Annotated in this window: 22 protein-coding genes and 1 pseudogene; 12 read left to right on the forward strand and 11 right to left on the reverse strand. The window is 72.5% G+C overall.

Going from position 1 to position 24631, the window contains the following annotated elements; all coding sequences use genetic code 11:
• Positions 1-13 precede the first annotated feature (13 nt).
• Positions 14-895 (forward strand): formyltetrahydrofolate deformylase, encoded by an 882-nt coding sequence (gene purU / locus ACZ5C2_RS01410; RefSeq protein WP_468785301.1) that lies wholly within the window; start codon positions 14-16, stop codon positions 893-895.
• A gap of 239 nt (positions 896-1134) precedes the next feature.
• Here the strand turns inward: purU and ACZ5C2_RS01415 are convergent, their stop codons facing one another.
• Positions 1135-2370 carry a maleylpyruvate isomerase N-terminal domain-containing protein gene (locus ACZ5C2_RS01415; RefSeq protein WP_468785303.1) on the reverse strand — a complete coding sequence of 412 codons (1236 nt, stop codon included), beginning with the start codon at positions 2368-2370 and terminating at the stop codon, positions 1135-1137.
• Positions 2367-2948 carry a sigma factor gene (locus ACZ5C2_RS01420; protein WP_468785305.1) on the reverse strand — a complete coding sequence of 194 codons (582 nt, stop codon included), beginning with the start codon at positions 2946-2948 and terminating at the stop codon, positions 2367-2369. Before ACZ5C2_RS01420 ends, ACZ5C2_RS01415 begins: the two co-directional genes overlap by 4 nt.
• Before the next feature lie 362 nt (positions 2949-3310).
• Here ACZ5C2_RS01420 and ACZ5C2_RS01425 point away from each other — a divergent pair, with 362 nt between their 5' ends.
• The 3 genes from ACZ5C2_RS01425 (at position 3311) to ACZ5C2_RS01435 (ending at position 5328) form a co-directional block, all read left to right on the forward strand.
• Positions 3311-3691 carry an STAS domain-containing protein gene (locus ACZ5C2_RS01425; RefSeq protein WP_468785307.1) on the forward strand — a complete coding sequence of 127 codons (381 nt, stop codon included), beginning with the start codon at positions 3311-3313 and terminating at the stop codon, positions 3689-3691.
• A 170-nt stretch (positions 3692-3861) separates the two neighbouring features.
• Positions 3862-4374 (forward strand): EF-hand domain-containing protein, encoded by a 513-nt coding sequence (locus ACZ5C2_RS01430; RefSeq protein ID WP_468785309.1) that lies wholly within the window; start codon positions 3862-3864, stop codon positions 4372-4374.
• 483 nt (positions 4375-4857) lie between these two features.
• Entirely contained in the window at positions 4858-5328 is a 471-nt protein-coding gene (locus ACZ5C2_RS01435; RefSeq protein ID WP_468785311.1) for an ATP-binding protein, read from the forward strand.
• Between the two features lie 665 nt (positions 5329-5993).
• On the opposite strand, the pseudogene ACZ5C2_RS01440 reads toward ACZ5C2_RS01435, so the two are convergent.
• Positions 5994-6795: pseudogene (locus tag ACZ5C2_RS01440) on the reverse strand (GlxA family transcriptional regulator); the annotation flags it as partial.
• A 23-nt stretch (positions 6796-6818) separates the two neighbouring features.
• On the opposite strand from ACZ5C2_RS01440, the gene ACZ5C2_RS01445 reads away from it, so the two are divergent.
• A complete protein-coding gene (locus ACZ5C2_RS01445; RefSeq protein WP_468785313.1) occupies positions 6819-7040 on the forward strand; it encodes a hypothetical protein in 222 nt (73 codons plus the stop codon).
• A gap of 133 nt (positions 7041-7173) precedes the next feature.
• Entirely contained in the window at positions 7174-7746 is a 573-nt protein-coding gene (locus tag ACZ5C2_RS01450; RefSeq protein WP_468785315.1) for a class I SAM-dependent methyltransferase, read from the forward strand.
• 134 nt (positions 7747-7880) lie between these two features.
• Here the strand turns inward: ACZ5C2_RS01450 and ACZ5C2_RS01455 are convergent, their stop codons facing one another.
• Positions 7881-8189, reverse strand: a complete 309-nt coding sequence (locus tag ACZ5C2_RS01455) for a hypothetical protein (RefSeq protein WP_468785317.1) — start codon at positions 8187-8189, stop codon at positions 7881-7883.
• A 132-nt stretch (positions 8190-8321) separates the two neighbouring features.
• The gene (locus tag ACZ5C2_RS01460; protein ID WP_468785319.1) at positions 8322-9530 is read right to left on the reverse strand and encodes a flavin-containing monooxygenase; all 1209 of its coding nucleotides are present in this window, start codon (positions 9528-9530) and stop codon (positions 8322-8324) included.
• Positions 9531-9632: 102 nt separating this feature from the next.
• Between ACZ5C2_RS01460 and ACZ5C2_RS01465 the strand changes: the two genes are divergently transcribed.
• Positions 9633-10253, forward strand: a complete 621-nt coding sequence (locus ACZ5C2_RS01465; RefSeq protein ID WP_468785321.1) for a GNAT family N-acetyltransferase — start codon at positions 9633-9635, stop codon at positions 10251-10253.
• Here the strand turns inward: ACZ5C2_RS01465 and ACZ5C2_RS01470 are convergent.
• The 3 genes from ACZ5C2_RS01470 to ACZ5C2_RS01480 form a co-directional block, all read right to left on the reverse strand.
• Positions 10231-10896: a pyridoxine/pyridoxamine 5'-phosphate oxidase gene (locus ACZ5C2_RS01470; RefSeq protein ID WP_468785323.1), complete on the reverse strand. Its 666-nt coding sequence runs from the start codon at positions 10894-10896 to the stop codon at positions 10231-10233. The two genes, ACZ5C2_RS01465 and ACZ5C2_RS01470, sit on opposite strands and share 23 nt — an antisense overlap.
• Before the next feature lie 31 nt (positions 10897-10927).
• On the reverse strand, positions 10928-11353 hold the full coding sequence (locus tag ACZ5C2_RS01475; RefSeq protein WP_468785325.1) for a pyridoxamine 5'-phosphate oxidase family protein: 426 nt from the start codon (positions 11351-11353) through the stop codon (positions 10928-10930).
• 226 nt (positions 11354-11579) lie between these two features.
• The gene (locus ACZ5C2_RS01480; protein WP_468785760.1) at positions 11580-12215 is read right to left on the reverse strand and encodes a TetR/AcrR family transcriptional regulator; all 636 of its coding nucleotides are present in this window, start codon (positions 12213-12215) and stop codon (positions 11580-11582) included.
• A 134-nt stretch (positions 12216-12349) separates the two neighbouring features.
• On the opposite strand from ACZ5C2_RS01480, the gene kbpA reads away from it, so the two are divergent.
• The 3 genes from kbpA to ACZ5C2_RS01495 all read left to right on the forward strand — a co-directional run bounded on the left by kbpA (position 12350) and on the right by ACZ5C2_RS01495 (position 16296).
• Positions 12350-13072, forward strand: coding sequence for an AfsK-binding protein KbpA (gene kbpA, locus ACZ5C2_RS01485; RefSeq protein WP_468785327.1), 723 nt, complete (start codon positions 12350-12352; stop codon positions 13070-13072).
• Positions 13073-13252: 180 nt separating this feature from the next.
• Entirely contained in the window at positions 13253-15688 is a 2436-nt protein-coding gene (gene afsK / locus ACZ5C2_RS01490) for a protein serine/threonine kinase AfsK (RefSeq protein WP_468785329.1), read from the forward strand.
• Positions 15689-15771: 83 nt separating this feature from the next.
• On the forward strand, positions 15772-16296 hold the full coding sequence (locus tag ACZ5C2_RS01495; RefSeq protein WP_468785331.1) for a hypothetical protein: 525 nt from the start codon (positions 15772-15774) through the stop codon (positions 16294-16296).
• Positions 16297-16745: 449 nt separating this feature from the next.
• Here the strand turns inward: ACZ5C2_RS01495 and afsS are convergent, their stop codons facing one another.
• The 3 genes from afsS to ACZ5C2_RS01510 form a co-directional block, all read right to left on the reverse strand.
• A complete protein-coding gene (afsS, locus tag ACZ5C2_RS01500; RefSeq protein WP_468785333.1) occupies positions 16746-16949 on the reverse strand; it encodes a regulatory protein AfsS in 204 nt (67 codons plus the stop codon).
• A gap of 203 nt (positions 16950-17152) precedes the next feature.
• Complete coding sequence (gene afsR / locus ACZ5C2_RS01505) at positions 17153-20110, reverse strand: SARP-family global regulator AfsR (RefSeq protein ID WP_468785335.1); 2958 nt, start codon at positions 20108-20110, stop codon at positions 17153-17155.
• Positions 20111-20236: 126 nt separating this feature from the next.
• Positions 20237-20629, reverse strand: coding sequence for a nitroreductase/quinone reductase family protein (locus ACZ5C2_RS01510; protein ID WP_468785337.1), 393 nt, complete (start codon positions 20627-20629; stop codon positions 20237-20239).
• Positions 20630-20871: 242 nt separating this feature from the next.
• On the opposite strand from ACZ5C2_RS01510, the gene ACZ5C2_RS01515 reads away from it, so the two are divergent.
• Both ACZ5C2_RS01515 and ACZ5C2_RS01520 read left to right on the forward strand, forming a co-directional pair.
• On the forward strand, positions 20872-21732 hold the full coding sequence (locus ACZ5C2_RS01515; protein WP_468785339.1) for an LLM class F420-dependent oxidoreductase: 861 nt from the start codon (positions 20872-20874) through the stop codon (positions 21730-21732).
• Positions 21733-21756: 24 nt separating this feature from the next.
• Entirely contained in the window at positions 21757-24345 is a 2589-nt protein-coding gene (locus ACZ5C2_RS01520; RefSeq protein WP_468785341.1) for a bifunctional FO biosynthesis protein CofGH, read from the forward strand.
• The last annotated feature ends 286 nt before the right edge of the window (positions 24346-24631 follow it).

Here is a 24631-nt window from a genome sequence, read left to right on the forward strand (position 1 = left end):
GACCCTTCTCCGCATGAGCGAGCAGTCCACCCGAGCCACGGCCCCGGCCGACCAGTACGTCCTCACCCTGTTCTGCCCCGACAAGCAGGGCATTGTGCACGCCGTGTCCAGCTATCTGTTCATGACGGGCTGCAACATCGAGGACAGCCAGCAGTTCGGCGACCACGACACGGGACTGTTCTTCATGCGCGTGCACTTCTCCGCGGAAGCCCCGGTGACCGTGGAGAAGCTGCGGGCGAGTTTCGCGGCGATCGGTGACTCCTTCCGGATGGACTGGCAGATCAACCGGGCCGACGAGAAGATGCGCATCCTGATCATGGTCAGCAGGTTTGGGCACTGCCTGAACGACCTGCTGTTCCGCGCGAGGACCGGCGCGCTGCCCGTGGAGATCGCCGGAGTGGTGTCCAATCACACCGATTTCGCTGAGCTGGTGTCTTCGTACAACATTCCCTTCCATCACCTCCCGGTGCCGAAGGACGGCAAGCCGGAGGCCGAGGCCAGGCTGCTGGAGATCGTGCGCGAGGAGAAGGTCGAACTCGTCGTCCTCGCCCGTTACATGCAGGTGCTCTCCGACGACCTGTGCAAGCAGCTCTCCGGGCGGATCATCAACATCCACCACTCCTTCCTGCCGAGCTTCAAGGGCGCGAAGCCCTACCACCAGGCGCATGCCCGGGGCGTGAAGCTCATCGGTGCCACGGCGCACTACGTCACCGCCGACCTCGACGAGGGCCCGATCATCGAGCAGGAGGTCGAGCGGGTGGGCCACGACGTCACCCCCGAAGGGCTCGTCGCCATCGGTCGGGACGTGGAGTGTCAGGCGCTGGCGCGGGCGGTGAAGTGGCATGCGGAGCGGAGGATTCTCCTGAACGGCCGCCGGACGGTCGTGTTCGCCTAGGAACCCGGGGGTTTCCGTCTCGCGCGCGGCCGTAGGTGGGTCCGTGGCCGCTCGCGTGGTTCCCCGCGTATGAGGTGATGCGGTGGACGCGCCCGAAGGGGCGCGGGGAACCGCGCGAACAGCCCTCCGCGCACCCGCGGCCGCCCACGTACCGCAACCGGCCCGACGTACCGCAACCGGCCCCACCTCGCGCACGCGCCCTACATCCCACGCACCCGCCTACATCCTGCGCGCCCGCCCTACATTCTGCTCAGGCTCGCGGCAGCGAACAGCACGTCCTTGATGGCCACGCGATCCCCCTCCTGCCCGACGGCAGCCTCCCGCGGTGGCACATGCCCCGCCGCCAGCCTGCAGAACTCCGCGCCGTCCAGCGCCACATGGGCCACCTCATGCTCGGCGGAGCCCTTCGCGGCAGACGAATCCAGCGGGATCAGCCACTCCCCGCCGCCGGACCCCTCGATCTCCAGCCGCAGGCTGCGCCCCGGCTCCCCGGCGGCGACCAGCCGCCGTTCGACGGGGGAGGCCAGCCCGTGCAGCCGGCGGTGCTCCAGCACGGCCGGGAGCATCCGCGCGGCCAGGTCGGCCATGCGGTGCAGGTGCCGTCCGGAGGGCGGGTCGTAGGGGTAGTCCACCGCGTCGGCGATGTCCTCCGCGTGCACCCAGCACTCGAAGGCCCGGTCCAGCATCGCGTCGTGCAGCGGCAGTTCGAAATCGCCGTACGGAACCGCCGCCCGCCCCTGGCCGTCGCCGGTGCAGGACACCGTCCGCACCAGGGCGTGGCTCTGCTCCCGCCAGGGCGCGCGGACGGAGCGGTTGGGCGGGAAGTGGGCGGCCCGCCAGTAGGTCTCGGTACGGTCCGACGGCGTGGGCCGGGCGGCCGTGACGTCGCCGAGCGGGTCGTCCAGGCCGAGGGCCACCGCGACCAGCCCGTCGACCGTCAGCAGATGCGCGATCACCCCGGCGACGGTGGTGCGGCGGCTGCTCGCCTCGTCGGCCTCGTACCAGCGCAGCCGCACCGGCGCGTGCCACTCGGAGTCCCCGAAGTCCTGCAGCAGCGCGTCCAGGCGCGCGGTCTCGGCGTCGTAGGCCGCGGCCCACTCCGGTACCGGGACGCGCGGCGGGCGCCGCTCCAGGCAGGACTGCAGGACGCGGGTGCGCAGCCCCGGGTCCGGATCGAGGCTCTCGGGCCGCTGGAGCAGGCCGACCGCCTCCCGCAGCCGCAGTGCCTCGTCCGCGCAGGACCCGCAGTCGCCAAGGTGCTCCTCGACGGCCTCCGCCTCCGCGGGCCCGCAGGCGGCCAGTGCCCAGGCGCCCAGCAGCGACTTCAGTACGTGGTGCGCCGGCTCGGAGCTCATGTCGTCCGGCCCGTTCGCGGCGAGCGGGCCGGCGGCCGTCCGCTCGTGCCGCCCACCGGTCCGTTCGCCGGTGTACGACTCGGATCCGCCGTCGTACGGGCCGGGGCGGTGCTCGCTCACGCGGCACCGCCGATGCCGGGCGTGGCGCCCGGTGCCTCGACGTCATGGGCGGTGGCCAGCAGTTGCAGGCCCAGTCGGAGCCGACGGCGGGCCTCGTCGTCGGTGACGCCCAGGTCGACGGCGGTCCGGTGGTAGTCCCGGCGCTGGAAGTAGGCCAGCTCCAGGGCGGCCCGCAGCGGCGCCGGCATGGACTGGACGATGTAGTCGGCGCGGGCGGCCACCGAGGCGTGCCGCAGCCTGCGCTCCAGGTCCTCGGGGGTGCCGGGGCCGCCCCGGGCGAGGGCGGCGGTCTCGGTGGTGCGCAGCCGCTGCACGGCCAGCCGGTTGGTCAGCGCGGCGAGCCAGCTGCGCAGGGAGCCCTGCCGGGGGTCGTAGGAGTCCGGGTGCTGCCAGACGTGGGCGAAGACGTCGCGGGTGACGGTGTCGGCCGTGCGTTCGTCACCGACGACGCGGTGGGCGAGTCCGTGGACGAGGGAGGCGAACCGGTCGTAGAGCTCGCCCAGGGCCGCCGCCTCCCCGCGCGCGAGCCGTTGTTGCATCGTGCGGTCCCAGCGGGGCGGAACGTCGCTCTTGGACATGCGGCCCCTCACCCCCTGTTTCTCCCCCAGGCTCCCGGGCCGGTCGGTGCCCGGGGCCGGCGTGTGGCCGGTGACCCCATGAATGTAGTCGGCATGAACGAGGGCGCACGCCCCTTTGTGGCAATGTGCGCCCCCGGCAGGGCCGTAGGTGGTAAGGGGCCGCCTGGGCATGTCGGACGCCGTGCGGGATGTGACTACCCCGTCCCGCGCCGATCGGAACCGATCGAATGAGATCGAAGATGACTGGAACAAGCCCTTTCTGTTCGGCCACCGTTTCTCGGGCCGTGTTTCAGGGAACAGCCGGTGGGCAGCCGCGCTGCAAGGAAGCGTAGGCACTGCTTCCGTTTTGGCGAGCGAGGGGCGTGGTGGTGACCTTCAAAGTGACCGACCGGGAGCACGGCGAATGGGCCGTGCTCCGGGTGTCGGGCGAACTGGACCTGGTGACGTCGCCGGTGCTGCGCCAGCGGGTGCACGACGCGGTGGCCGACGGCCGGCACAGCCTCGTCCTCGATCTCTCCGAGGTGTGGTTCTGCGACTCCAGCGGGGTGGGCGTGCTCATAGCCTCCCGCCGGCTGCTGCGCTCCTGCCAGGGCAGTCTGCGGCTGATCCTGCCCGCGCGGGGAGCCGCCGACGGCAGTCACGTCAACAAGGTGCTCGGCGCCCTCGGTGTCCGCCGCCTCTTCGATATCCACCCGGACGTCCCGTCCGCGGTCGACGAGGACTCCCGTCCGCTGTCGGCGTGAGCCGCGCGATCCCGCCGGCGTCCGCCGCGGAACCGCTCACACCTGTCACACGCTTGTTCCGTTATTCCCCCGGTCTTGGCCCAGGCGCCGCTTTCGGGCTCCCGGACGGGCCGTGACCACGTACGCTCCCTGCGAGACGACCCCACTGACTAAGGCGGCCTGAAAGAGACATGGTCACCAGCGAGTACGAGCGCAGGATCGCGGCCCGGTTCGCCACCTTCGACCAGGACGGCAACGGCTACATCGACCGCGAGGACTTCAGTGGAGCGGCCAAGGCGCTGCTTGCCGAGTTCGGCACCGCCGCCCGCTCCGACCGGGGCCAGGCCCTGTACATCGGCGCCGAGGCGTTCTGGCAGGGCATGGCGGGGATCGCGGACCGGGACGGCGATCAGCGCATCACGCGCGAGGAGTTCGTGAACGGCGCGGTGAAGCGGCTGCGGGACACCCCCGAGCGCTTCGCCGAGATCGCCCGCCCCTTCCTGCACGCGGCACTCGCCGTCGCCGACACCGAAGGCGACGGCGCGGCCGGCGTGGAGAACACCGCGCGTGTGCTCAAGGCGCTCGGTGTCGCCGAGGACCTCGCCCGTTCGGTCGCCGCCGCGCTGGACACGGACGGCGACGACAGGATCGGCGAGGAAGAGATCGTGCGGGCCTTCGCCCGCTACTTCACCGTTCCCGAGTGACGTGCCCCGCGCGGATGTCGCGGATCGTGGCATTTCCGTGATCACGGAGCGTCGAGACCGGCTTGTGTCCTCTGCGTGACTCGTCACGGCCCGGAGTCGGATGTCCGCTCCGGTACCTTGTGTGGGATGCGAGTCGTTGTGAGCACGCACCGCGCCGGAGTCGCCCCCGAGGCGACTCCGTCTCCGCCGGTGCCTGCGGTTGCTCGCCGTGCGGCAGGGCAGGTTGCCGCCGTCTGTGCGACACCCCGCGGCGGGCGTCGCACAGTATGCCGCACGTGTACTCCTTCGCGCTGGAATATGCCCGAAGCGCTTGTTGACGTGACTGTACGTCAACCATGCTGTCCTGTAAGGGAGTCACGTTCTGTGACCCCTGTCCCGGCCGTTGTCCCGGCCATGCAGAAAATGGCTACGATCGTGGCCCTCGTGAGGCGCGAGTCCAAGTGTCCGCCGGTTCGGATGGTGTGAGCGGTGCAGGTGCTTCAAGTGCAGCTGGAAATCCGGCCCGACCCCGCTGAGGTGGGGCGGGCGCGGCGGTGGGCCCGCTCTCGGCTGGCCGGGTCCGCCATAGAGGCCGACGAACCGCTGGCGGAGACGCTGATCCTGCTCGTCTCGGAGCTGGTCACCAACGCCGTGGTGCACACCGGGTGTCCCGCGGTGCTGCGGCTGTCCCTGCCGGGCGCAGAGGCGGCCGAGGAGGCCATCGTCCGCCTGGAGGTGGCCGATCGCAGCGACCGGGCGCCGGTGCCGCGCTGTGTGGACGGCGAGTCGACCGGCGGACGCGGACTCGCCCTCGTGGACGGTCTGGCCGACCGCTGGGGCTGGAGCGCCGAGGGCGCCGGCAAGCGCATCTGGTGCGAACTGGACCGCTGTGCGCAGGAGTCCGGGGCCGAGCGGCCCTGTGGCGGGGGTGCCGCGGCGGCGACGTACGAGGGGCTGGCGTACGAAGTGGTGTGACCGAGCACCTCCACCGGTGAACGTGGGTGCGCGTGTTCACGTCCGACCCGGCTCCGGCCCGGGCGGCCGCCGGCGTGCTCCGCGCCTCAACGGAGGCGGATGCGGCGGCGTTCCGCGTCGCGCGGGACCGGGTGAGCGCGCGTGGCGCGGGTGCGGACCGTGCGCGTCCGGTCGCGCGGTTCCCCGTGCAGGTCGCGCGGTTCCCCGTGCCGGTCGCGAGGCTCCCGCGCCCCTGCCGAACGGCTCCCCGCTCCTTGGAGGGGCACTGGCGCACGGTGGGCCGGCCGTACGGGCCGGTGTGCGGGCCGATGCGCCGGGTGTGCTTCCGTGCGCTGATCCTCTGACCAGGCATGAAGCGGCGCCGGTTGCCTTTCGCCCGAACCGGTATTGACGTGCTGTGACGGTGTGATCACGCTGGTCGTCAGCGATTCGCCGCGAGGGGACGGCGAGGGTCCGACGACGGGGGCCCTCGACGAGTGTGGGTCGTGGTTCGGCGTCGGTTCCCCCCGGGCCGAGGGGGACCCGTGAGGGAGCGCCGAACCGGAGAGCGGTGCGGCGCTGCCGGGCTCGGGGCGGAGAGCGCCGCACCGCGCCCGATGACCCCACCGCACCGCAGCGGTGGCGGAATCACCAAAGTTTTCCACAGGCTGTGAACAACTTTTCGTTCACCCGGCGACGGACACGGCCGCCCCCTCGTGCCGCCCGCCGGCCCGGAAGGTCCGCCGGTACGCGGTGGGCGTGACCCCGAGAGCCGCCTGGAGGTGCTGCCGCATCGACTGGGCCGTACCGAAACCGGCGTCGCGCGCCACCTGGTCCACGGCCAGACCCGTGGACTCCAGCAGGTGCCGGGCCCGCTCCACCCGCTGCTGGGTCAGCCACTGGCCGGGGCTGACCCCGGTCTCCTCCCGGAAGCGGCGGGTGAAGGTACGTACCGACATCGCCTCCCGCGCGGCCATGTCCCGCAGTTGGATCGGCTCGTGCAGCCGGCCCAGCGCCCATGCGCGGGCCCCGCTGGTCGACGCCTGCTGCGGGTCGGGCACCGGCCGCCGGATGTACTGGGCCTGCCCGCCGTACCGGTGCGGCGGTACGACCGTGCGCCGGGCCACGTCGTTGGCGACGGCCGCGCCGTGGTCGCGCCGCACCATGTGCAGGCACAGGTCGATGCCGGCCGCGACGCCTGCCGAGGTCAGGATGTCGCCGTCGTCGATGAACAACACGTCCGGATCCACCCGGACCCGGGGGGAAGAGCCGCTGGAGGCGCTCGGCGTCGGCCCAGTGCGTGGTCGCGGTGCGCCCGTCGAGGTGCCCGGCGGCGGCAAGGACGTAGACGCCGGTGCAGATGGACGCGATCCGCGTGCCCGGCCGGATCAGGGCCAGGGCGGCGGCCAGTTCGCCGGTGAGCTCACCGCGCTCGTAGACCGGTCCGAGTTCGTAGGAGGCCGGGATGATCACCGTGTCGGCGCCGGCACTTCGGCCGGTACATCCACCACGTGCCGGAACGTCCGGGGACGGCAGTTGGTGTCCAGCGCGTCAGCGACGACGAGGCGACGCTGGACGGCCACGACCTCAAAACCGGCGGCCCGCTCGTCCTGGAACAGACGATCAAGGCCATCAAGGCGGCCGGGTTCGAGATCGACCCCGACCTGTGGGGCATGGAGGACGTGGCCGACTGCAACCAGTGCCACGCCGGGTGTCACGACTCGCCCAAGTAGTAATGAGCAGCATGTGAGCTGGGGCCCATCCCCGTACGTTGAGGGGTGGGCCCCTCCTGCCGGAAAGGATCACCGCATGTCAATGGCTGAGTCCTGGGACAGGTACGCGGTCGGGAGCAAGCCACGCAGGACCGTGAACGCCAAGGGTGATACGACCTGGCTGAACTGGACCCAGTACGCCGATCACGGGCCGAACGAGAGCGTTCTGGGTCCCGTCGCCGGACGGCGGGTGCTGGAACTCGGGTCGGGGAGCGGTAGTAACCTCGCGCACCTCGTGACGCTTGGCGCGACAGGTCAAGGGGTAGACATTGCTCCAGCCCGCGAGACAGTCGCGCGGGAGCGCTGGGGCAATCTGCCGGGCCTTGAGTTCCGTACGGCGGAGGCGACGGCGTTCTTGAACGAGACGGGCGAGACGTTCGATGTCGTGCTCTCGATCTTTGGTGCCGTGTGGTTCGTCGATCCTGACACCCTGCTCCCGCTGATCCGCTCGCGTATGGCACCGGGCGGCATCCTGGCCTTCTCGCATTTGCCTCCAGCCAGTCAGGGACCGAAGCCTGCCAAAGCCGGACTGCGGCACGACCGCACCCCGGATGAGTGGGGGTGCATCCTGACGGGGCACGGCTTCTCTGACGTGCGCGTGTCTCTGATCGACCCGCCAGAGGGCAGGGCCGTGGGCACGATGCTCGTCCGAGCCTTGGCGGCCTGACCGCGCGGCTGTGTGCCTGTCGCTCCACATCCCGGCCTTATGGCGGACAGAACGAACCGTCATGGCGCTCCACTTGGCGGCTCTGCGCGGGGGCAGGCCCTCGGTGTCGAGCTGCGCGCCGATGGCCCGGTAGCTCATCCCTCCGCCCTCAGTTCGAGTATGCGGGCCTGTGCGGCCTGCTCCGCGGGGTTGTGTGCCGCGTCGCGCTCTCGCCCCTCTCCCTCCCCGTGGAAGTCGTAGGCGTAGGCCCCGACGGCCTTCCGTCCGGATGCTGCCTTGGCCTTACGCTCCTCCCGGAGACGCTTGACCACCATGCGCCGATCGAGTTCGGCAGACACGCCGTTGACCTGTCGCATGGCCGTGCGCATCGGGTCGTCAGGGTCGTCCTGGTGGACTTCCCCACCATCGGCGGTGAAGACCTTCCCTCCGTCACGCCAGAACACGGCAAGCGTGGCTCGGGTGGCTGCAACGTTGATCGCATGTTCATGGCAGGCGACGGCTCGCGCAGCCGCGAGTGAGGGAGGCACCCCACCTCGCAATCGCCGGGCCGGGTCCCCGCCCACCCCCACTCCGGATCAGGTGGTGGGGAGGCGGGAGGCTCCCCCCGTGCGGGCGATCGCCTTCGCCGTGCGCTGCGCGTCCAGGGCCAGTTCGCGGAGGTTGCCGCTGATCGGGTTGGTGTAGCCCGTGAAGTGGAGCCCAGGGGCATGGGGCGCGGTGCGGGGACCGTGAACGACCGGTCTGCCGCGCTCGTCGAGGACGTCGAGGCCGCCGACCAGCGTCTCCAGACCGCGGGTGTAACCGGTCGCCGCGATGACCGCGTCCGGGCCGATGCGGTCCCCGTCGGCGAGGACGGCCTCGCCCTCCTCGAACCCCTCCACCGCGGCCACGATCTCCACCGCCCCCGTGCGCACGGCGTCGACCAGCCCGACATCCTGCACCGGGATGGCCCCCTCCAGCACCCGGCTGTAGAGACCGGAGTCGGGCCGCGGCAGGCCCTGGCCCGACAGGTCCGGCAGTGCCACCCGCGCCTGCACCCGGCACAGCCGGTCGACGAGGCCGACCGGCAGCCGCCGTACCAGGACCCCCGAGTACTGCGCGGGCCAGCCCGCGGTCGAGCGGCGCACGATGTGCGGCGGGGTGCGCACCGCGAGCCGCACCCGGGAGGCGCCCCCCTCCGCCAGGTCCACGGCGATCTCGGCCCCCGTGTTGCCGACGCCCACGACGAGCACGTCCCGGCCGGCGAAGGGCTTCGGCTCGCGGTACGCGGAGGCGTGCAGGAACTCGCCGGTGTAGGTGTCCCGCCCGGGCCAGTCCGGGACGCGCGGGGTGTGGTTGTAGCCCGTGGCGACGACGACCGCCGCCCCCGTCAGTTCCCGGCCCCCGGTGGCGTGCAGCAGCCAGCCGGTGCCGTCCGGGGTGCGCTCGATCCGTGAGACCTCGACTCCGGTGACGATCTCCAGACGGTGGTGCTCGGCGTACTTCTCCAGGTACCGGACCACGTCGTCCCGGGCCGGCCACCGCCCGAACCGGCGCGGCATCGGCAGCCCGGGCAGGGCGGACAGCCGCCGGGTGGTGTGCAGGCGCAGCCGGTCGTAGTGGCGCCGCCACGAGTCGCCCACGCGGTCGGACCGCTCCAGGACGACGGCCCGTATCCCCCGGGAGCGCAGGGCGTACGCGGCGGAGAGCCCGCCCGGTCCGCCGCCTATGACATAGACGGGACGGTCCGCCGGGTTCGGCGCGGTGGGCTGCGCGGACGGGGAGGGGGCGGAGGAGTCGGTCATGAGCGCGAGCGTAATCCCGCTCATGGTTGATGGGTCTCGGTCAAGGCCGGAATTGGTTGCGGATCGATCACGACTGTGGGGATCACGCGCTTGAATGCCCTCATGTCCTCCTCACCCGAACACATCCCGCCCCGGTCTCTCCCCGAGGTCCGCGGCCACGGTCTGCACCTGCGCGCCTGGGACCCGGAGTCCCGGGCCGACGTGGAGGTGTGGTTGCGCGGCCTCACGGACCCGGAGTTCCGGCGCTGGAACACTCCGTTCCGGCCGATCACCGATGGTGACGGTGCCCGGGAGTCGCTGCGCCGGGGCGCGCAGCGCGACGCGGAGGGCACGGCCGCGTCCTTCCGGATCGCCGACGCCGCCACCGGCACCGTGCTGGGCCACATCGGCGTCAACGAGATCCACCCGGTGCTGCGGCGCGGCACGGTCGGCTACTGGGTGCTCCCCGAGGCACGTGGGCGGGGCGTCGCCACCCGGGCGCTGCTCCTCACCGCCCACTGGGCGTTCACCGAACTCGCCCTGCACCGGTTGGGGCTGGACCATGTCGTCGGGCACGAGGCGTCCTGCCGGATCGCCGAGCGGTGCGGGTTCCGCCACGAGGGGACCCTGCGCGGGGCGGTCTTCGCCGCGGGCCGCCACGACGCCTTCCGCGACGCCCATGGGCACGCCCGCCTGGCCACGGATCCGGACCCTCCCGGCCTCACGGCCACAGCAACTCCCTGACCCACTCCTCGGCCTCCCGGCGGTAACGCAGCCGGGTGTGCCGGCGCCGGGCGTCGCCCTGGAAGAACTCCACCTCGTCCGGCCGCAGGCGGTACAACGTCCAGGACGGCGCCGGCGTCTCCGGCTTCCGCCGAGCCCGCTCCCACGCCTCCTCCGAGGCCCGGGCCAGCTCCCGCGCCGATCCGAGCACCCCGCTCTGCCTGCCGGTCAGTGCGGCCGCCAGCGCCCCCGTGGAACGGGCGTGCAGATCCGCCTGCGCCTCCTCGGGAGGGGCGGCCGAGACGGGCCCGCGCACCCGTACCTGACGGCCCAGCACCGGCCAGTAGAAGGCCAGCGCGGCATACGGGCGGCCGGCGAGCTGGCCGCCCTTGCGGCTGTGCGCGTGGGTCGCGAAGGACCAGCCGTCGTCGTCCGCGCCGTGCAGCATCACTGTCCGTACGTCGGGCAGGCCCTCCGCGTCCGCCGTGGCCAGTGACATCGTGTGCGGCTCGGCCTGCCCGGCCGCCGCCGCCTGGGCCAGCCACCGCGCGAACAGCGGCAGCGGTGCGGCGGGCGCGGCGTCCGGGTTGAGCGGCGGCAGCGCGGTGACCGCCGGGTCCCACACCCGCAGTGACCTCAGCAGCTCGTGAAGATCGGGTTCCATGCCCCGATTGTCGGGCGTCCGGCCCGCTCGCTCACACCGACCCGAGGTCCGAGGAGACCCACCGCTCCGGCCGCATCCGCACGATGACCTGCTCGCCGTGGTCCTTCCAGGCGAAGTCGACGTATCCCTCGACCTTGTCGGCCGGAAGGTAGCGGGCGGAGATCTCCCGGAGCCGCTCGATGGTGGCCGGGGTGGTGTCGACGACGGGGCCCTCGACGGAGACGTAACGGATGGTGGGCTCGAGGCGGTCCACCAGGAGCGAGAACCGCCCCGCCGCGCCGATCAGCCGGTTCTTGCGCGAGTCGAGGCCGGTCATGATCCATACGTCGCCGCCGGGCGCGTACTGGTACCAGATCGGCACGGTCAGCGGGGCGCGGCCGTCCCCGGCGTCGACCGCGAGCGCGGCGACATGGGGTTCGGCCAGGAACTGTTCACGCTCTTCGCGAGTCAGGGCCATTCCGGGTTCCTCCTGCGACGTGTGTGCCGGGGTACCTGCTCGGCGTGCGGCCGGGCTCCCCGGTGACAACACCGGCCGCGCGGGGATGTGTTCCTCCGTACGTCCGGTCCCCATCCCGGGGAACCGGTTCGCCGCGTACCACGCGACAGGCGGCGGTCCACCGGAGTGAAACGCCGCCTGGATGACAGGACTCGCGGGATAGCGCGGGGTGGATTCAGCTGGTCGGCTACCTCGTCGGCTTCCTGCCGGTGACCCCCAGGTGCACCAGCAGGGCGAGGTTGGGCTTGAGTTCGGCCTGCTTCACACCCCAGGAGGAGAAACCTTTCTGGTGCGAGGCCACGGCTGCGAGCATGGCCACCAGGGAGCCGGCGACCGCCCCCGGGTTCACGTCCTTGTCGATCCGCCCCTTGGACTGCAACTCGGCGACGGAGTCGGCCAGTGAGGTGTTCACCGAGTTCAGGATCTTCATACGGATCTTGTAGAAACGTTTGTCGCCCTCGGCGGCGCCGAGATCCACGACCCGCAGGATCGCCTCGTTCCTCCGCCAGAACTCCAGGAAGCCGTCGACGAGTTCCTGTGCCGTCTGCCACCCGGCCCGCCCGGCCCATGACCGGCCCTCCACCAGCTCGGTCAACCCGCCGCTTGCGGCGGCCATTTCGTCGGCGAGCTCCAGAACGGCGCCCTCGACGTCCGGGAAGTACTGGTAGAACGTGGCCGGCGAAGTCCCCGCGCGGCGGGCGACATCGATGACTTTGACATCCCGGTAGGGGGAGGAGCTGAGCATCTCGCTGAGGCAGTCGAGCAGCTTCTGCCGGGTCGCCTGCCCACGCCGGCCGGCCACGCGGCCGTCGACGGTACGCACTTGTCCTGTCATGCCGTCAGCTTACCGACGGGTGGGGGGAGCGCGATTCGGCCGACTGCAAATGGGGTGCGCGACCGCGCGGACGCTGGTGTGCCTGGTCTGCGGGGTGCGGGCGGCGCGACTAGTTTGGCGGTATGGCCGAAAACAGGGCATCGGAGTACACGGAGGGCACCCCGTGCTGGGTGGACGCGCAGCTTCCCGACGTGGCGGCGGGCAAGAGGTTCTACGGTGAGCTCTTCGGGTGGACCTTCGAGGAGCAGCTCCGGGAAACCGTCCGGGCGCTGAAGGAAGGGGAGCCCGTGGCCTCCCTCGCGCACAAGACGGACGGCCGGCTGCCCACCGTGTGGACGGTCTCCTTCGCCACCCCCGACGCCGAGGCGCTGTGCGGGCGGATCCGCGCGGGCGGCGGGCAGATCGTCTCCCCGCCGCTGCCCTTCGGCGACCTGGGCTCCACCGCGCTCGTCACCGACCCCGAGGGCGCCGTTTTCTCCCTCTGGCAGGGTGCGCGGACCCCCGGCTTCGGCCGTCGGCACGAGCCGGGCACCTTCGCCTGGGTGCAGCTGTACACGCGGGACACCGGGACCGCCAACGCCTTCTACGGCGATCTCTTCCACGACGCCCTGTTCGGCCCGGACGCCGACCCCGACTTCGGCCGCGCACCGGTCTCCGACGTCTTCCACGCCGAGATGCCGCCCCACTTCCTCGTGCACTTCGCCGTCGAGGACCTCGAGGCGGCTCTGGCGGAGGTGGCCCGGCTCGGCGGGCGTCTCCAGGTCCCGCCCTTCGAGACGTCCTACGGCGTGGCGGCCGTGGTCACCGACAATCAGGGGGCGTCCTTCGCGCTGCTGTACCGCTGAGCCGTTTCCGTCCCCGGTGTCATATGTAAACCTGGACACCCGATTTGTCGGCCGGTTCGCAACCGAGGGTCCGGACAGGAAGAATCGGGGTGCGTGCCGCCACGGAGGTGGGGTGGTGAGACGCTGCACTACGGTCGCGCACAGGCGGTGGCGCGACTCGTACGGGGAGGTGGCAGGCAAGTGGTGGATCAGCTGACGCAGCACGATCCGCGGCGTATCGGGCCGTTCGAGGTGCTGGGACGGCTGGGAGCCGGCGGCATGGGGCTGGTCTATCTCGCGCGCTCGGCGTCCGGCCGGCGCGTGGCGATCAAGACGGTCCGCACGGAGCTGGCCGAGGACCAGCTGTTCCGGGTCCGCTTCACGCGCGAGGTGGAGGCGGCCCGCGCGGTCTCCGGTTTCTACACGGCTGCCGTGGTGGACGCCGATCCGCGCGCCGCGGTGCCGTGGCTGGCCACCGCCTACGTTCCCGCGCCCTCCCTCGAGGAGATAGTGAACGAGTGCGGGCCGATGCCGGCCCAGGCGGTGCGCTGGCTCGCGGCGGGCGTCGCGGAGGCGCTCCAGTCGATCCACGGCGCCGGGCTCGTCCACCGCGACCTCAAGCCGTCCAACGTCCTCGTCGTCGAGGACGGCCCCCGGGTGATCGACTTCGGTATCGCGTCCGGCGTCTCGAACACCCGGCTGACGATGACGAACGTCGCCGTCGGCACCCCCGCCTACATGTCCCCGGAGCAGGCCAAGGACTCCCGCAGCGTCACCGGCGCGAGCGATGTCTTCTCGCTGGGCTCGATGCTCGTCTTCGCCGCCACCGGTCACCCGCCCTTCCACGGCGCCAACCCCGTCGAGACCGTCTTCATGCTGCTGCGCGAGGGCCCGGACCTCGACGGCCTCCCGGACGAGCTGCGCCCGCTCATCGAGGCGTGCATGCAGATGGAGGCCACGGCCCGGCCCAACCCCGCCGACCTCCAGGCGCAGCTCGCCCCGCACCTCTTCGGCTCCGGCTCCGACGACAGCGGTACGGCGTCGGCCTGGCTGCCCGAGCGGGCGGTGAGCCTGATCGAGACCCGCCGGGGCGGCCGCCCGGTGCCCAGGCCCCCGCACGGATCCGGCCGCAGTGCCGGCGGCGCCCGTCACCACGTACCGCCCCCGCCCCCGCACGACCCCGTCGTCCCGCCGCCCCCGTCCAGGCCGGCCCCGGTGGGCGCGCACGCGGGGGCGCATGCCGGCGGCCACGGCGGCGGACACGCGGGTGCGCACGCCGGTCCGGCCGTGGGCGTCCCGGTGGGCGCACCCGACACCGGTCCCGTGCGGCTGGCGGGCGCGGTGGTCCCCATCGGCCCCGGCCCGCGCGTCGCCCACACACGCGCGGCCGCCGTCAAGGCACCCCCGCCGGAGGCCGCCCTCGCCGCCACCTGGTCCAAGCCCCGCCCCGGCGTCAACGGCGCCGACCCGGCCGTACCGGCGCCCACCGCCGCACCGGAGCCCCCCGGCGGCTGGCGCCCGTGGCGCTTCCGCATGTCCAACGACGTCTGGGGCACTCCGGCCGTCGACGGCGACCTCGTCTACGTCACCTCCTTCGAGGTGCACGCCCTCGATGTCGCCACCGGCCGGCGCCGCTTCAAGACCCGGGACGTCGCGTGGTCGATGGCGGTCGCCGACGGCCGTATCCACGCCTCCGACGGCCCCACCCTCTTCGCCCTCGACGCCCGCGAGGGCGGCGATCTGTGGCGGCTGTCCACAGAGGCCTGGGTGTACTCGCTCCAGGCCGACCGCGGCACCGTCGTCACCGGCACGCGCGGCGGTGGCGTCCAGGCCTGGGAGGCGGCCACCGGCCAGAAGCTGTGGGAGGTCACCGGCTGCCAGACCGACTTCGAGTCCCCGGAGGCCGGACCGTCCGTCCACGACGGCACCGTCTACGTCTGGCAGGACGCCCGCCTGCGCGCCCTCGACGCCCGCACCGGCGACGAGCGCTGGTCGTACCCCATCGGCGACGCGGCCTCCTGCGGCGGAGTCCCGGTCCGCCTCACCCACGCCCCCGACGGCTACGTCTACGTCTCCGCCGGCACCCGCGTCCTCGCCATCGAGGTCACCGGCGGTCACGTCCGCTGGCACTTCGAGGCCCCGGCGGTCTTCCTCTGCCCGCCCGCCTTCGTCCCGGGCCCGGCGGTGACCGGCGGCGGGGTCTACCTCGCCGACTACCTCGGCACGGTCTACGCCCTCGACGCCACCGACGGCCGTGACCGCTGGCGCATCGCCACCGAGTCCCGCGCCTCGGCCGAACCGGTCCTGGTCGCCGCCGGCCACGTCCACGTGGGCAGCGGCAAGGGCCTGTACACCCTGGACGCGGTCACCGGCACACCCAAGTGGCGCTTCCAGTCGGGCGGCGAGATCGTGGGCGCCCCCGCGGTCGCCGAGGGCCGTATCCACTTCGGCTCCAGCGACCACCTGCTGTACACCCTCAAGGCCGACGACGGCCGTCTGAGATGGAAGCTCGCGACCGGCGGCGAGATCACCGGCTCACCGGTGGTCCGGGACGGCGTGGTGTACGCGTGCAGCAAGGACCGCTGCGTGTACGCGCTGGACGCGGAGAAGGGGACGGGGACGGCCCGTACGACGTAGGCGGGCGGTGCGGGACAGCCGGGTACGCGACGGTTGACGGACAGTGACATGCTCGTGACACAGGCATCGCTATCCTGACGGGCATGCAGCAACGGGGGAACACACTCAGGCTCACGGCCGTCTCGGCACTCGTCGTCCTCGCCCTCACCGGTTTCTCGACCGGCCGCGGCCACGGAGGCAGCAGCGGCGACGGGGGAGGGGGCGGCTGCAGCAGTTCGTCCCAGAACCACGACTCGTCGGCGGGCTCCGGGGGAGGCTCCCACCGGGACTACGACGATGACGACGACTACGACACCTCGGGCAGCGGCGGGAGCGGCGGCGACGCCTCGGTGTCCCGGCGTGATGCCACGGTGGAACCGGTGAGCTGCGCCTCGGTGAAGACACCGTACGCCACGGTCGAGGTCACCAACCCCAACGCGGTCGCCGGGGTCTTCACGGTCACGGTCGTCTTCGAGGACAGGGCGGGCGGGGAACTCGTCTCCCGGTCCCAGGACGTCGATGTGCCGGCCGGCGGAACGGCGACGGCCCGGGTGAGCGTGGGGGACCGTGCGGTCGTGCGCCGGGTCGCCGACTGTGCCCCCGACGCGTACGCCCCGGCCGTGCGCTGATCCGACCGGGGCCCACCGGTGACCGTCGGGCCCACCGGTAACCGTCAGGCCCACCGGTAACCGTCGGGCCGCCCGGACGGCCGGAGGGCCCGACGCCCCGACGGCCCGACGCCCGGAGGGAAACTCCGGCGCCCGGGGACGGCCCGTCGCCCGGCCCCGGCCCGGGACTGCTTCGAGCCGCGTGCGGGTACCACGCGGGCCGTGCCCGCGGCGGTCCCGCCCTCTCGTCCGTCGTGCCGCCGGCTCCCGTACGGCGGCACGGGCGTACCGGCCGGTCAGGAGCGGTCCGGGGAGGACCGTCGGGCGCCCCCTGATGACGTCCGCGCGCCGCTCCCCTCGAGCACCCGCTCGACCAACGTCGCGTGCCGTTGCGGAACCGTGCGGACGCACGTCGGCCGCGACGGCTCCCCCTCCGCGCCGCCGCGGCCGATCCCCGTGCGGAAGGACGGCTACCTGCCGCCGTCGAGGTCCAGGGCGGGCGGGGCCGGCATGTGGCTGTCGAGGGTGGTGATCGCGTCGTCCTTCGGCGGGGCCGGCATGTGGCTGTCCTGAGTGGTGGCCGTGCCGTCCTTCGGCGGGGCCGGCATGTGGCTGTCGAGCGTCGTGATGGCGTCGTTCTCGGCTTCTGCGTTGCTGTTGCCGGTGTTGCTCATAGCTGAAATCCCCCATGGAATTGACGGAGAGACGGACAGATGAGGCCTGTTCGGCGACTCCCCCTCAGGTCGCCGAACAGGCGTTGCGGGGTCGTTCACCCCCCCAGGCGAACCCCCGGCGACCCATCTGCCCCCCGACGCGATGGATCGATGTCATGAGAGTGGCAGCCGCCCATAAACGTTCGATGAACGTCCTGGCCGGCTCACGCGGCCTCAACGGGTCGGAGCAGCATCCGCAGTTCGTCCGCTTCGGGTGCCTCGGACTTCTCGTGGATGGTCAGAGCGTCACGCCAGCACGCACGCGCACGATCAGCCTGACCGAGAGCGCTGAGCGAGCGTCCCAGAAGCGTGAGGATGTTGGCTCGCATCCAGTCCCCGCCGATGCTTCCCGTGGTCAGCGCCAGTTCGGCGTGCTGTGCCGCCTGAGCCGGCCGGCGGGCCGAGAGGTGGACCTGGGCGATGCGGAAGTGAGTGGCTCCTTCCCACAGACGCTGCCGGTTCTCCACGAAGGTCCGCAGCGCGCTGGACAGTTCGTCCAAGGCCTCGGTCTGACGCGCCGCGTGGCTGAGCGCGATGCCCAGGGCGTACCTGGCGTTGGCCAGGCGGAAGGTCAGCCCGAGCTCGTCGTAGATCGTGATTCCCTGGCGCACCAGATCGATTGCCGAGGTGGTGCGGCCCACCGACACCAGGACACGCGAGAGGTTGCAGAGCGCGCTCGCTTCACCGGGCCGGTTGCCGTCGGACCGGAAGGCCCTGATGGCTTCGAGGAGGTGGGCCTCACTGACGGCGCGCTGGTTCTTGCAGTTGGCGATGATGCCCTGCTCGTTGTGGGCGTTGCCCCGCGTCCAGGGGTCCCCGGTCCGGATCCCGAGTTCGATGGCGATGTCGGCCTCCGCACCCGCCTCGTCGAAGCGCCCGGCCCTGCTGAGGACCTGGGCCAGCGTCGTGCGCGCGCGTGCTTCCGCGTGAGCGTCTCCGGCTGCTGCCGTGGCATCCCTCGCGGCGAACGCGGCCGCCTCGTAGCCGAGTGAACTCGCCCCGGATTCCGCCAGGTCCTTCGAAGCGACCAGGAGATCGACACCACGCCGCAACGCGCCCGGCCTCAGGGACTGCCGGACGCATGCCAGGATGCAGGCGGACTCGGAGTGGAGCCAGTCCAGCGCGTTGACGTCGTCGCTGAACTCCTTTCCCGGATGCCCAGTGGACTCCAGGTGATCCACGGTCCGGTCTCCCGGCCGCTCGATCGCGTACACCCCCGCCGCCGTGGCCAGGTAGAAGTCCAGCAGCCGTGAGAGTGCCGCCTCCCGTTCGCCGGCCGGCTGTTCGTCCCGTTCCGCGCACGCACGCGCGTAGAGCCGGACCAGGTCGTGGAAGCGGTAGCGGCCCGGTGCCGCCGACTCCAGCAGGGACGTGTCGACCAGCGACTCCAGGAGGTCCTCCGTGTTCTCCGGCGGCATGTCCAGTACCGCCGCCGCCGCCGCGAGCGAGATGTCCGGGCCGTCCGCCAGGCCCAGCAGACGGAAGGCCCGGGCCTGGGCGGGTTCCAGCTGGCCGTAGCCCAGCTCGAACGTCGCCTTGACCGCCAGGTCGCCCGCCTGGAGTTCGTCCAGGCGGCGGCGTTCGTCGGCCAGTTTGGCCGCCAGGACCGACACGGTCCACGTGCGCCGGGCCGCCAGGCGGGACGCCGCGATCCTGATGGCCAGCGGCAGGAAGCCGCACGCCGCCACCACGTCCAGGGCGGCTTCGCGCTCCGACCCGACCCGTTCCTCGCCCACGATCTTCGTGAAGAGCGCCAGTGCCTCCTCCGGTGACATCACGTCCAGGTCGACCAGATGCGCGCCGGCCAGGTCCACCATCCGGACGCGGGAGGTCACCAGGGCCGCGCAGCCCGGCGTGCCGGGGAGCAGGGGGCGTACCTGCGCCGCGTCGCGCGCGTTGTCCAGCATGAGCAGGACCCTGCGGCCGTCCAGGACGGAGCGGTACAGCGCCGCCCGTTCCTCCAGGGAGTCCGGGATCGCCGAGTCCGTCGTGCCGAGGGCGCGCAGGAAGGAGCCCAGGACCGTCACCGGCTCGGCCGCACGCCCTCCGGCACCCTGGAGGTCGACGTACAGCTGGCCGTCGGGGAAGGCCGTGCGGGCCTGGTGGGCCACGTGGACCGCGAGGGTCGTCTTGCCCACGCCACCGATCCCGGCGAGCGCCGACACCGCCATCACCCGGCCCTCGGAGCCGGAGGCCGAGCCCAGCACCTCGCTCAGCTCCCTCACGAAGGACGCGCGGCCCGTGAAGTCCGGCACCGTCGCCGGGAGCTGGGCCGGGCGGACGGGGACGGCCACCGGTTCCGCCGTGGGGGCGGAGGGTTCCGCCAGGTTCGGATCGGCCCGGAGGATGCGGTGCTGAAGGTCCTGCAGGCCGGGGCGCGGGTCCACGCCGAGCTCGTCGGCGAGCAGGCGGCGCGTGTCGGCGTACACCGCGAGGGCCTCCGCCTGGCGGCCGCTGCGGTACAGCGCCAGCATCAGCAACTCGCGCAGCCGCTCCCGCAGCGGATGCGCCGCCGTCAGAGCGGTCAGCTCCGAGACCGCCTCCGCGTGGCAGCCCTGCTCCAGATCCAGGTCCAGGCGCGTTTCGAGGAGTTGCAGCCGCCATTCCTCCAGGCGGACCCGCTGGGTCTCCGCGTACGGGCCCGGTACCCCGGCCAGTGTCTCGCCGTCCCACAGGGACAGGGCGCGGTTCAGTACGTCCCGCGCGTGACCCAGGTCCCGGGCGCCACGCGCCTTCTCCGCCTCCGTCGCCAACTCCTGCGCCACCGCGAGGTCCAGCGCCCCCTCGCCGAGCCCGCGCACCGCGTAGCCACCGGACTCGCTGACCAGGATCCCGGGGTCCAGCACCTTCCGCAGCCGGGAGGCGTAGGTGCGCACGGCCGCCAGCGCCTGGGACGGCGGCGCCTCGCCCCACAGGGCGTCGATCAGCTCGGCCGCGGTGGCGGTACGGCCCTCGCGCAGCAGCAGGGCCGCGAGGAGGGCGCGCTGCTGAGGGCTTCCGGTGGAGACCGGCTCGTCGTCCCGCCAGGCGCGCACCGGACCGAGCATGCTGAAGCGCAGCGCCGCGAGCTCCGTCGAGGAGCCGGGGCGCCGCTGCTCCGGTCCCCGCGGCACACCGTCCATGCAGTCCCCCTCATGCATCCTGAGCAACTACGCCAGTTTGCCTTCTCATGACGACTGCGTCAGCCTTGCGAGACACCGATCACACGGGGAGCGGCCGGCCACCACCGAGCCCACACATCTTCGTCCTCAGTCGTCCAGATCCACCCGCACCGTGAGCAGTTCCGCTCCGAAGGCCCGTACGGCGGCGCTGTTGAGACGGGGCAGGAGGCGCAGCCGGGCGGCGGGGTCGTCGTCGGGCAGGAGATGGGCGGTGCCGGTGTGCCAGCGGCCCCGGACGCGCACCCGCACCCGGGCGTCCGCCCTGATGTTGCGGACGTACTGCGACCGTTCGCCGAACTCCGACACCAGCCAGAAGGAGTCGCCCACCCGTCGCCCGCCCACCGGAGTGCGGCGTGGCAGACCGGAGACCCGGCCCGTGGTCTCCAGAACCGTCTGGAGCGGCAGCCGGCGCAGGACGGGATTGATCCGGCGCTGAAAGGCGGTGGCGGTCCGGTACTTGCGTGCGGCACGAGAAGTCATCGTGCGTCGAGCCTACCGGCGGCCCGGGAGGACCGGGCCGGTGAAGGCGGCCGGGTCCGGGGTGAGGGTCCCTGCGGGGTGGTGGTGGGGCGACCTCCGTATCGGACGGTGAACTGTCGCGGGAGGCAGGGGAGTCGGCAGTGCGTGCAGGAGGACGCCTGTCCGGTGCCGACCGGTCGGTATGGACAGGCGGGGTGTGTCCGGGTATTGATGGGTGATCGTCCGCGTACGAAAGGCCGCTCATGCGTATCGCCGTCACGATCTTCCTCACCGACGAGACGATCACCCCGGTCCGGCTCGCCCGAGAGCTGGAGCAGCGCGGGTTCGCCGGGCTGTACCTGCCGGAGCACACGCACATCCCCGTCGAGCGGACCAGCCCCTACCCGGCGGGCGGGGAGCTGCCGCGGGAGTACGGCCGCACCCTCGACCCCTTCGTCGCGCTCGGGCAGGCCGCCGCCGTCACCGAGCGGCTGGGGCTCGGCACCGGCATCACGCTCGCCGCGCAGCACGACCCGATCGACCTGGCCAAGCAGATCGCGACCCTGGACCATCTCTCCGGCGGCCGGTTCACGCTGGGGCTCGGCTTCGGCTGGAACGTCGAGGAGGCCGCCGACCACGGGGTGGAGTGGCGTACCCGGCGTGACCTGGTACGCGACCGCATGGGGCTGATGCGGGCCCTGTGGTCGGAGGAACCGACCGCCTACGAGGGGCGGTTCGCGAGCGTAAGGGCGAGCTCCGCGCACCCCAAGCCGGTGCAGAAGCCGCGCGGTCCCGTGGTCGGTCCGCGCACGCTGGTCGGCGGGGCGGCCGGGCCGAAGCTGCTGGCGCACATCTGCGAGTACGCCGACGGCTGGCTGCCGATCGGCGGGCGGGGGCTGACGGAGTCGCTGCCGCTGCTGCGCACGGCCTGGGCCGACGCGGGCCGGGACCCGGAAGCCCTGCAGGTCGTGCCGTACGCCGTCCTTCCCAGCGCCGGCAAGCTGGCCCACTTCGCCGAGCTGGGCATCGAGGAGACCGTGGTGCAGCTCCCGGCGGCGGGGGAGGCGGAGGTGCTGCGGGCGCTGGACGCCTACCAGCCGTTCGTGGACGGCCAGGGGTTCTGATCACCCCGAACGTATGCTCACAGGATGACGACTTCCGCGACCTCCGGAACGGGCGGCCCGACCGAGAACTCCCTGCGCCGCGCCCTCAGACGCGCCCGGGACGGCGTCTCCCTGGACGCCGCCGAGGCGGCGGTCCTGCTCCAGGCGCGCGGTGAGCATCTGCAGGACCTCTCGGCGTCGGCCGCCAGGGTCCGGGACGCGGGGCTGGAGGCGGCGGGGCGGCCCGGCGTCATCACGTACTCGAAGAGTGTCTTCGTCCCGCTGACCCGGCTGTGCCGGGACACGTGCCACTACTGCACGTTCGTCACCGTGCCCGGCAAGCTGCGCCGGGCCGGGCACGGGATGTTCATGTCGCCGGACGAGGTGCTGGACATCGCCCGCAAGGGGGCCGCGGCCGGCTGCAAGGAAGCCCTCATCACCCTCGGCGACAAGCCCGAGGACCGCTGGCCGGAGGCGCGTGAGTGGCTCGACGCGCACGGTTACGACGACACGATCGCGTACGTCCGTGCCATCTCGATCCGCATCCTGGAGGAGACGGGACTCCTCCCGCACCTCAACCCGGGCGTCATGACCTGGACGGACTTCCAGCGCCTGAAGCCGGTGGCGCCCTCCATGGGCATGATGCTGGAGACCACCGCGACCCGTCTGTGGTCCGAGCCGGGCGGCCCCCACCACGGCTCCCCGGACAAGGAACCGGCCGTACGGCTGCGGGTCCTCCAGGACGCGGGCCGCTCCTCGGTCCCCTTCACCTCCGGGATCCTCATCGGCATCGGCGAGACGTACGAGGAGCGCGCGGAGTCACTGTTCGCGCTGCGCAAGGTCTCCCGCGCCCACCACGGCATCCAGGAACTGATCATCCAGAACTTCCGCGCCAAGCCGGACACCGCGATGCGCGGCATGCCGGACGCCGAACTGGACGAGCTGGTCGCCACGGTCGCCGTCGCCCGGCACGTCCTCGGCCCCTCCGCCTGCCTCCAGGCGCCGCCGAACCTCGTCGACTCCGCGTACGGGAGGCTGATCGCGGCCGGTATCGACGACTGGGGCGGGGTCTCCCCGCTCACCATCGACCACGTCAACCCCGAGCGCCCGTGGCCGCGCATCGAGGAACTGGCCGAGACGTCCCGGGCGGCCGGCTTCGAACTGCGTGAACGCCTCTGCGTCTACCCGGAGTTCGTCCGGCGCGGCGAACCCTGGCTGGACCCCCGGCTGCGCCCGCACGTGGCCGCGCTCGCCGATCCGGAGACCGGTCTGGCACGTCCCGACGCCCTCCCGGAGGGGCTGCCCTGGCAGGAGCCGGACGAGGCGTTCACCGCGACCGGCCGCACCGATCTGCACCGCACTATCGACACCGAGGGCCGTACGGGCGACCGCCGTGACGACTTCGACGAGGTGTACGGCGACTGGGAGGCCCTGCGTGAGGCGGCCGCCCCCGGGATGGTCCCGGAGCGCGTCGACACCGATGTGCGCGAGGCGCTGCGCACGGCGGCCGACGACCCGACGCGGCTGACCGACGCGGAGGCCCTCGCCCTGCTGCACGCGGACGGTGCGGCACTGGACGCGCTGTGCCGGGTGGCGGACGACGTGCGCCGGTCGGCGGTGGGCGACGAGGTCACCTACATCGTGACCCGCAACATCAACTTCACCAACGTCTGTTACACGGGCTGCCGCTTCTGCGCCTTCGCCCAGCGCCGTACGGACGCCGACGCGTACACGCTGTCCCTGGACCAGGTCGCCGACCGGGCGCAGCAGGCGTGGGACGTGGGTGCGGTGGAGGTGTGCATGCAGGGCGGGATCCACCCCGACCTGCCGGGCACCGCGTACTTCGACATCGCGCGGGCGGTGAAGGAACGCGTCCCCGGCATGCATGTGCACGCCTTCTCCCCGATGGAAGTGGTGAACGGCGCGAGCCGCACCGGCCTGTCGATCCGGGAGTGGCTGACGGCGGCGAAGGAAGCCGGCCTGGACACGATCCCCGGCACGGCGGCGGAGATCCTCGACGACGAGGTCCGCTGGATCCTGACCAAGGGAAAACTGCCCGCGGCGACCTGGACGGAGGTGGTGACCACGGCGCACGAGCTGGGTATCCGCTCCTCCTCGACGATGATGTACGGCCATGTCGACCAGCCCCGCCACTGGCTCGGGCACCTGCGGACCCTGGCGGGCATCCAGCAGCGGACCGGCGGCTTCACGGAGTTCGTGACGCTTCCGTTCGTGCACACCAACGCCCCGGTCTACCTGGCCGGCATCGCCCGCCCGGGCCCGACGGTCCGGGACAACCGCGCCGTCACGGCGATGGCGAGGCTGCTGCTGCACCCCTGGATCCCGAACATCCAGACGAGCTGGGTGAAACTGGGCGCGGAGGGCGCGGCGGAGATGCTCCGCTCGGGTGCGAACGACCTCGGCGGCACGCTGATGGAGGAGACCATCTCCCGGATGGCGGGTTCGTCCTACGGCTCCTACAAGTCGGTCAGGGATCTGACAGCGGTGGCGGAGGCGGCCGGGCGCCCGTCGAGGCCCCGCACCACGCTGTACGGCGAGGTCCCGGAGGAACGCCGCCGCGCGGCGGAGACGTCGGACGGCCACCTGCCGGAGCTGCTGCCGGTGCTGGACTGAGAGAAGACCCGGGGAGCGCGGGGCCCGGGGAGTGCGGTGGCGCCGGGCCGGGAGTGCGGTGGCGCGGGGCCCGGGAGCGAGGCCCCCGGAGCAGTGCGACTTCCGCATCGGCCGGAGCCCCGGGCGAGCGCGGGGCCCGGGGAGTGCGGTGGCGCGGGGCCCGGGAGCGAGGCCCCCGGAGCAGTGCGACTTCCGCATCGGCCGGAGCCCCGGGCGAGCGCGGCCCCCGGAGGGAGACGGCCGGGGAAGGGCGGGCGCTGGCAGTAGGATGATCCGACGCGCGTTC

The organism is Streptomyces sp. NPDC031365 (assembly GCF_055569765.1).

Excerpts from the sequence above, each read along its gene's own strand:
- ACZ5C2_RS01495 (WP_468785331.1), top strand. The coding sequence starts at position 15,772 with ATGCAGCAACGGGGGAACACACTCAGGCTCACGGCCGTCTCGGCACTC.
- ACZ5C2_RS01430 (WP_468785309.1), top strand. The coding sequence starts at position 3,862 with ATGGTCACCAGCGAGTACGAGCGCAGGATCGCGGCCCGGTTCGCCACC.
- ACZ5C2_RS01510 (WP_468785337.1), bottom strand. The coding sequence starts at position 20,629 with ATGACTTCTCGTGCCGCACGCAAGTACCGGACCGCCACCGCCTTTCAG.
- purU (WP_468785301.1), top strand. The coding sequence starts at position 14 with ATGAGCGAGCAGTCCACCCGAGCCACGGCCCCGGCCGACCAGTACGTC.
- kbpA (WP_468785327.1), top strand. The coding sequence starts at position 12,350 with ATGGCCGAAAACAGGGCATCGGAGTACACGGAGGGCACCCCGTGCTGG.
- ACZ5C2_RS01470 (WP_468785323.1), bottom strand. The coding sequence starts at position 10,896 with ATGGAACCCGATCTTCACGAGCTGCTGAGGTCACTGCGGGTGTGGGAC.
- ACZ5C2_RS01460 (WP_468785319.1), bottom strand. The coding sequence starts at position 9,530 with ATGACCGACTCCTCCGCCCCCTCCCCGTCCGCGCAGCCCACCGCGCCG.
- afsS (WP_468785333.1), bottom strand. The coding sequence starts at position 16,949 with ATGAGCAACACCGGCAACAGCAACGCAGAAGCCGAGAACGACGCCATC.
- ACZ5C2_RS01465 (WP_468785321.1), top strand. The coding sequence starts at position 9,633 with ATGTCCTCCTCACCCGAACACATCCCGCCCCGGTCTCTCCCCGAGGTC.
- ACZ5C2_RS01520 (WP_468785341.1), top strand. The coding sequence starts at position 21,757 with ATGACGACTTCCGCGACCTCCGGAACGGGCGGCCCGACCGAGAACTCC.
- ACZ5C2_RS01475 (WP_468785325.1), bottom strand. The coding sequence starts at position 11,353 with ATGGCCCTGACTCGCGAAGAGCGTGAACAGTTCCTGGCCGAACCCCAT.
- ACZ5C2_RS01515 (WP_468785339.1), top strand. The coding sequence starts at position 20,872 with ATGCGTATCGCCGTCACGATCTTCCTCACCGACGAGACGATCACCCCG.
- ACZ5C2_RS01420 (WP_468785305.1), bottom strand. The coding sequence starts at position 2,948 with ATGTCCAAGAGCGACGTTCCGCCCCGCTGGGACCGCACGATGCAACAA.
- afsR (WP_468785335.1), bottom strand. The coding sequence starts at position 20,110 with ATGGACGGTGTGCCGCGGGGACCGGAGCAGCGGCGCCCCGGCTCCTCG.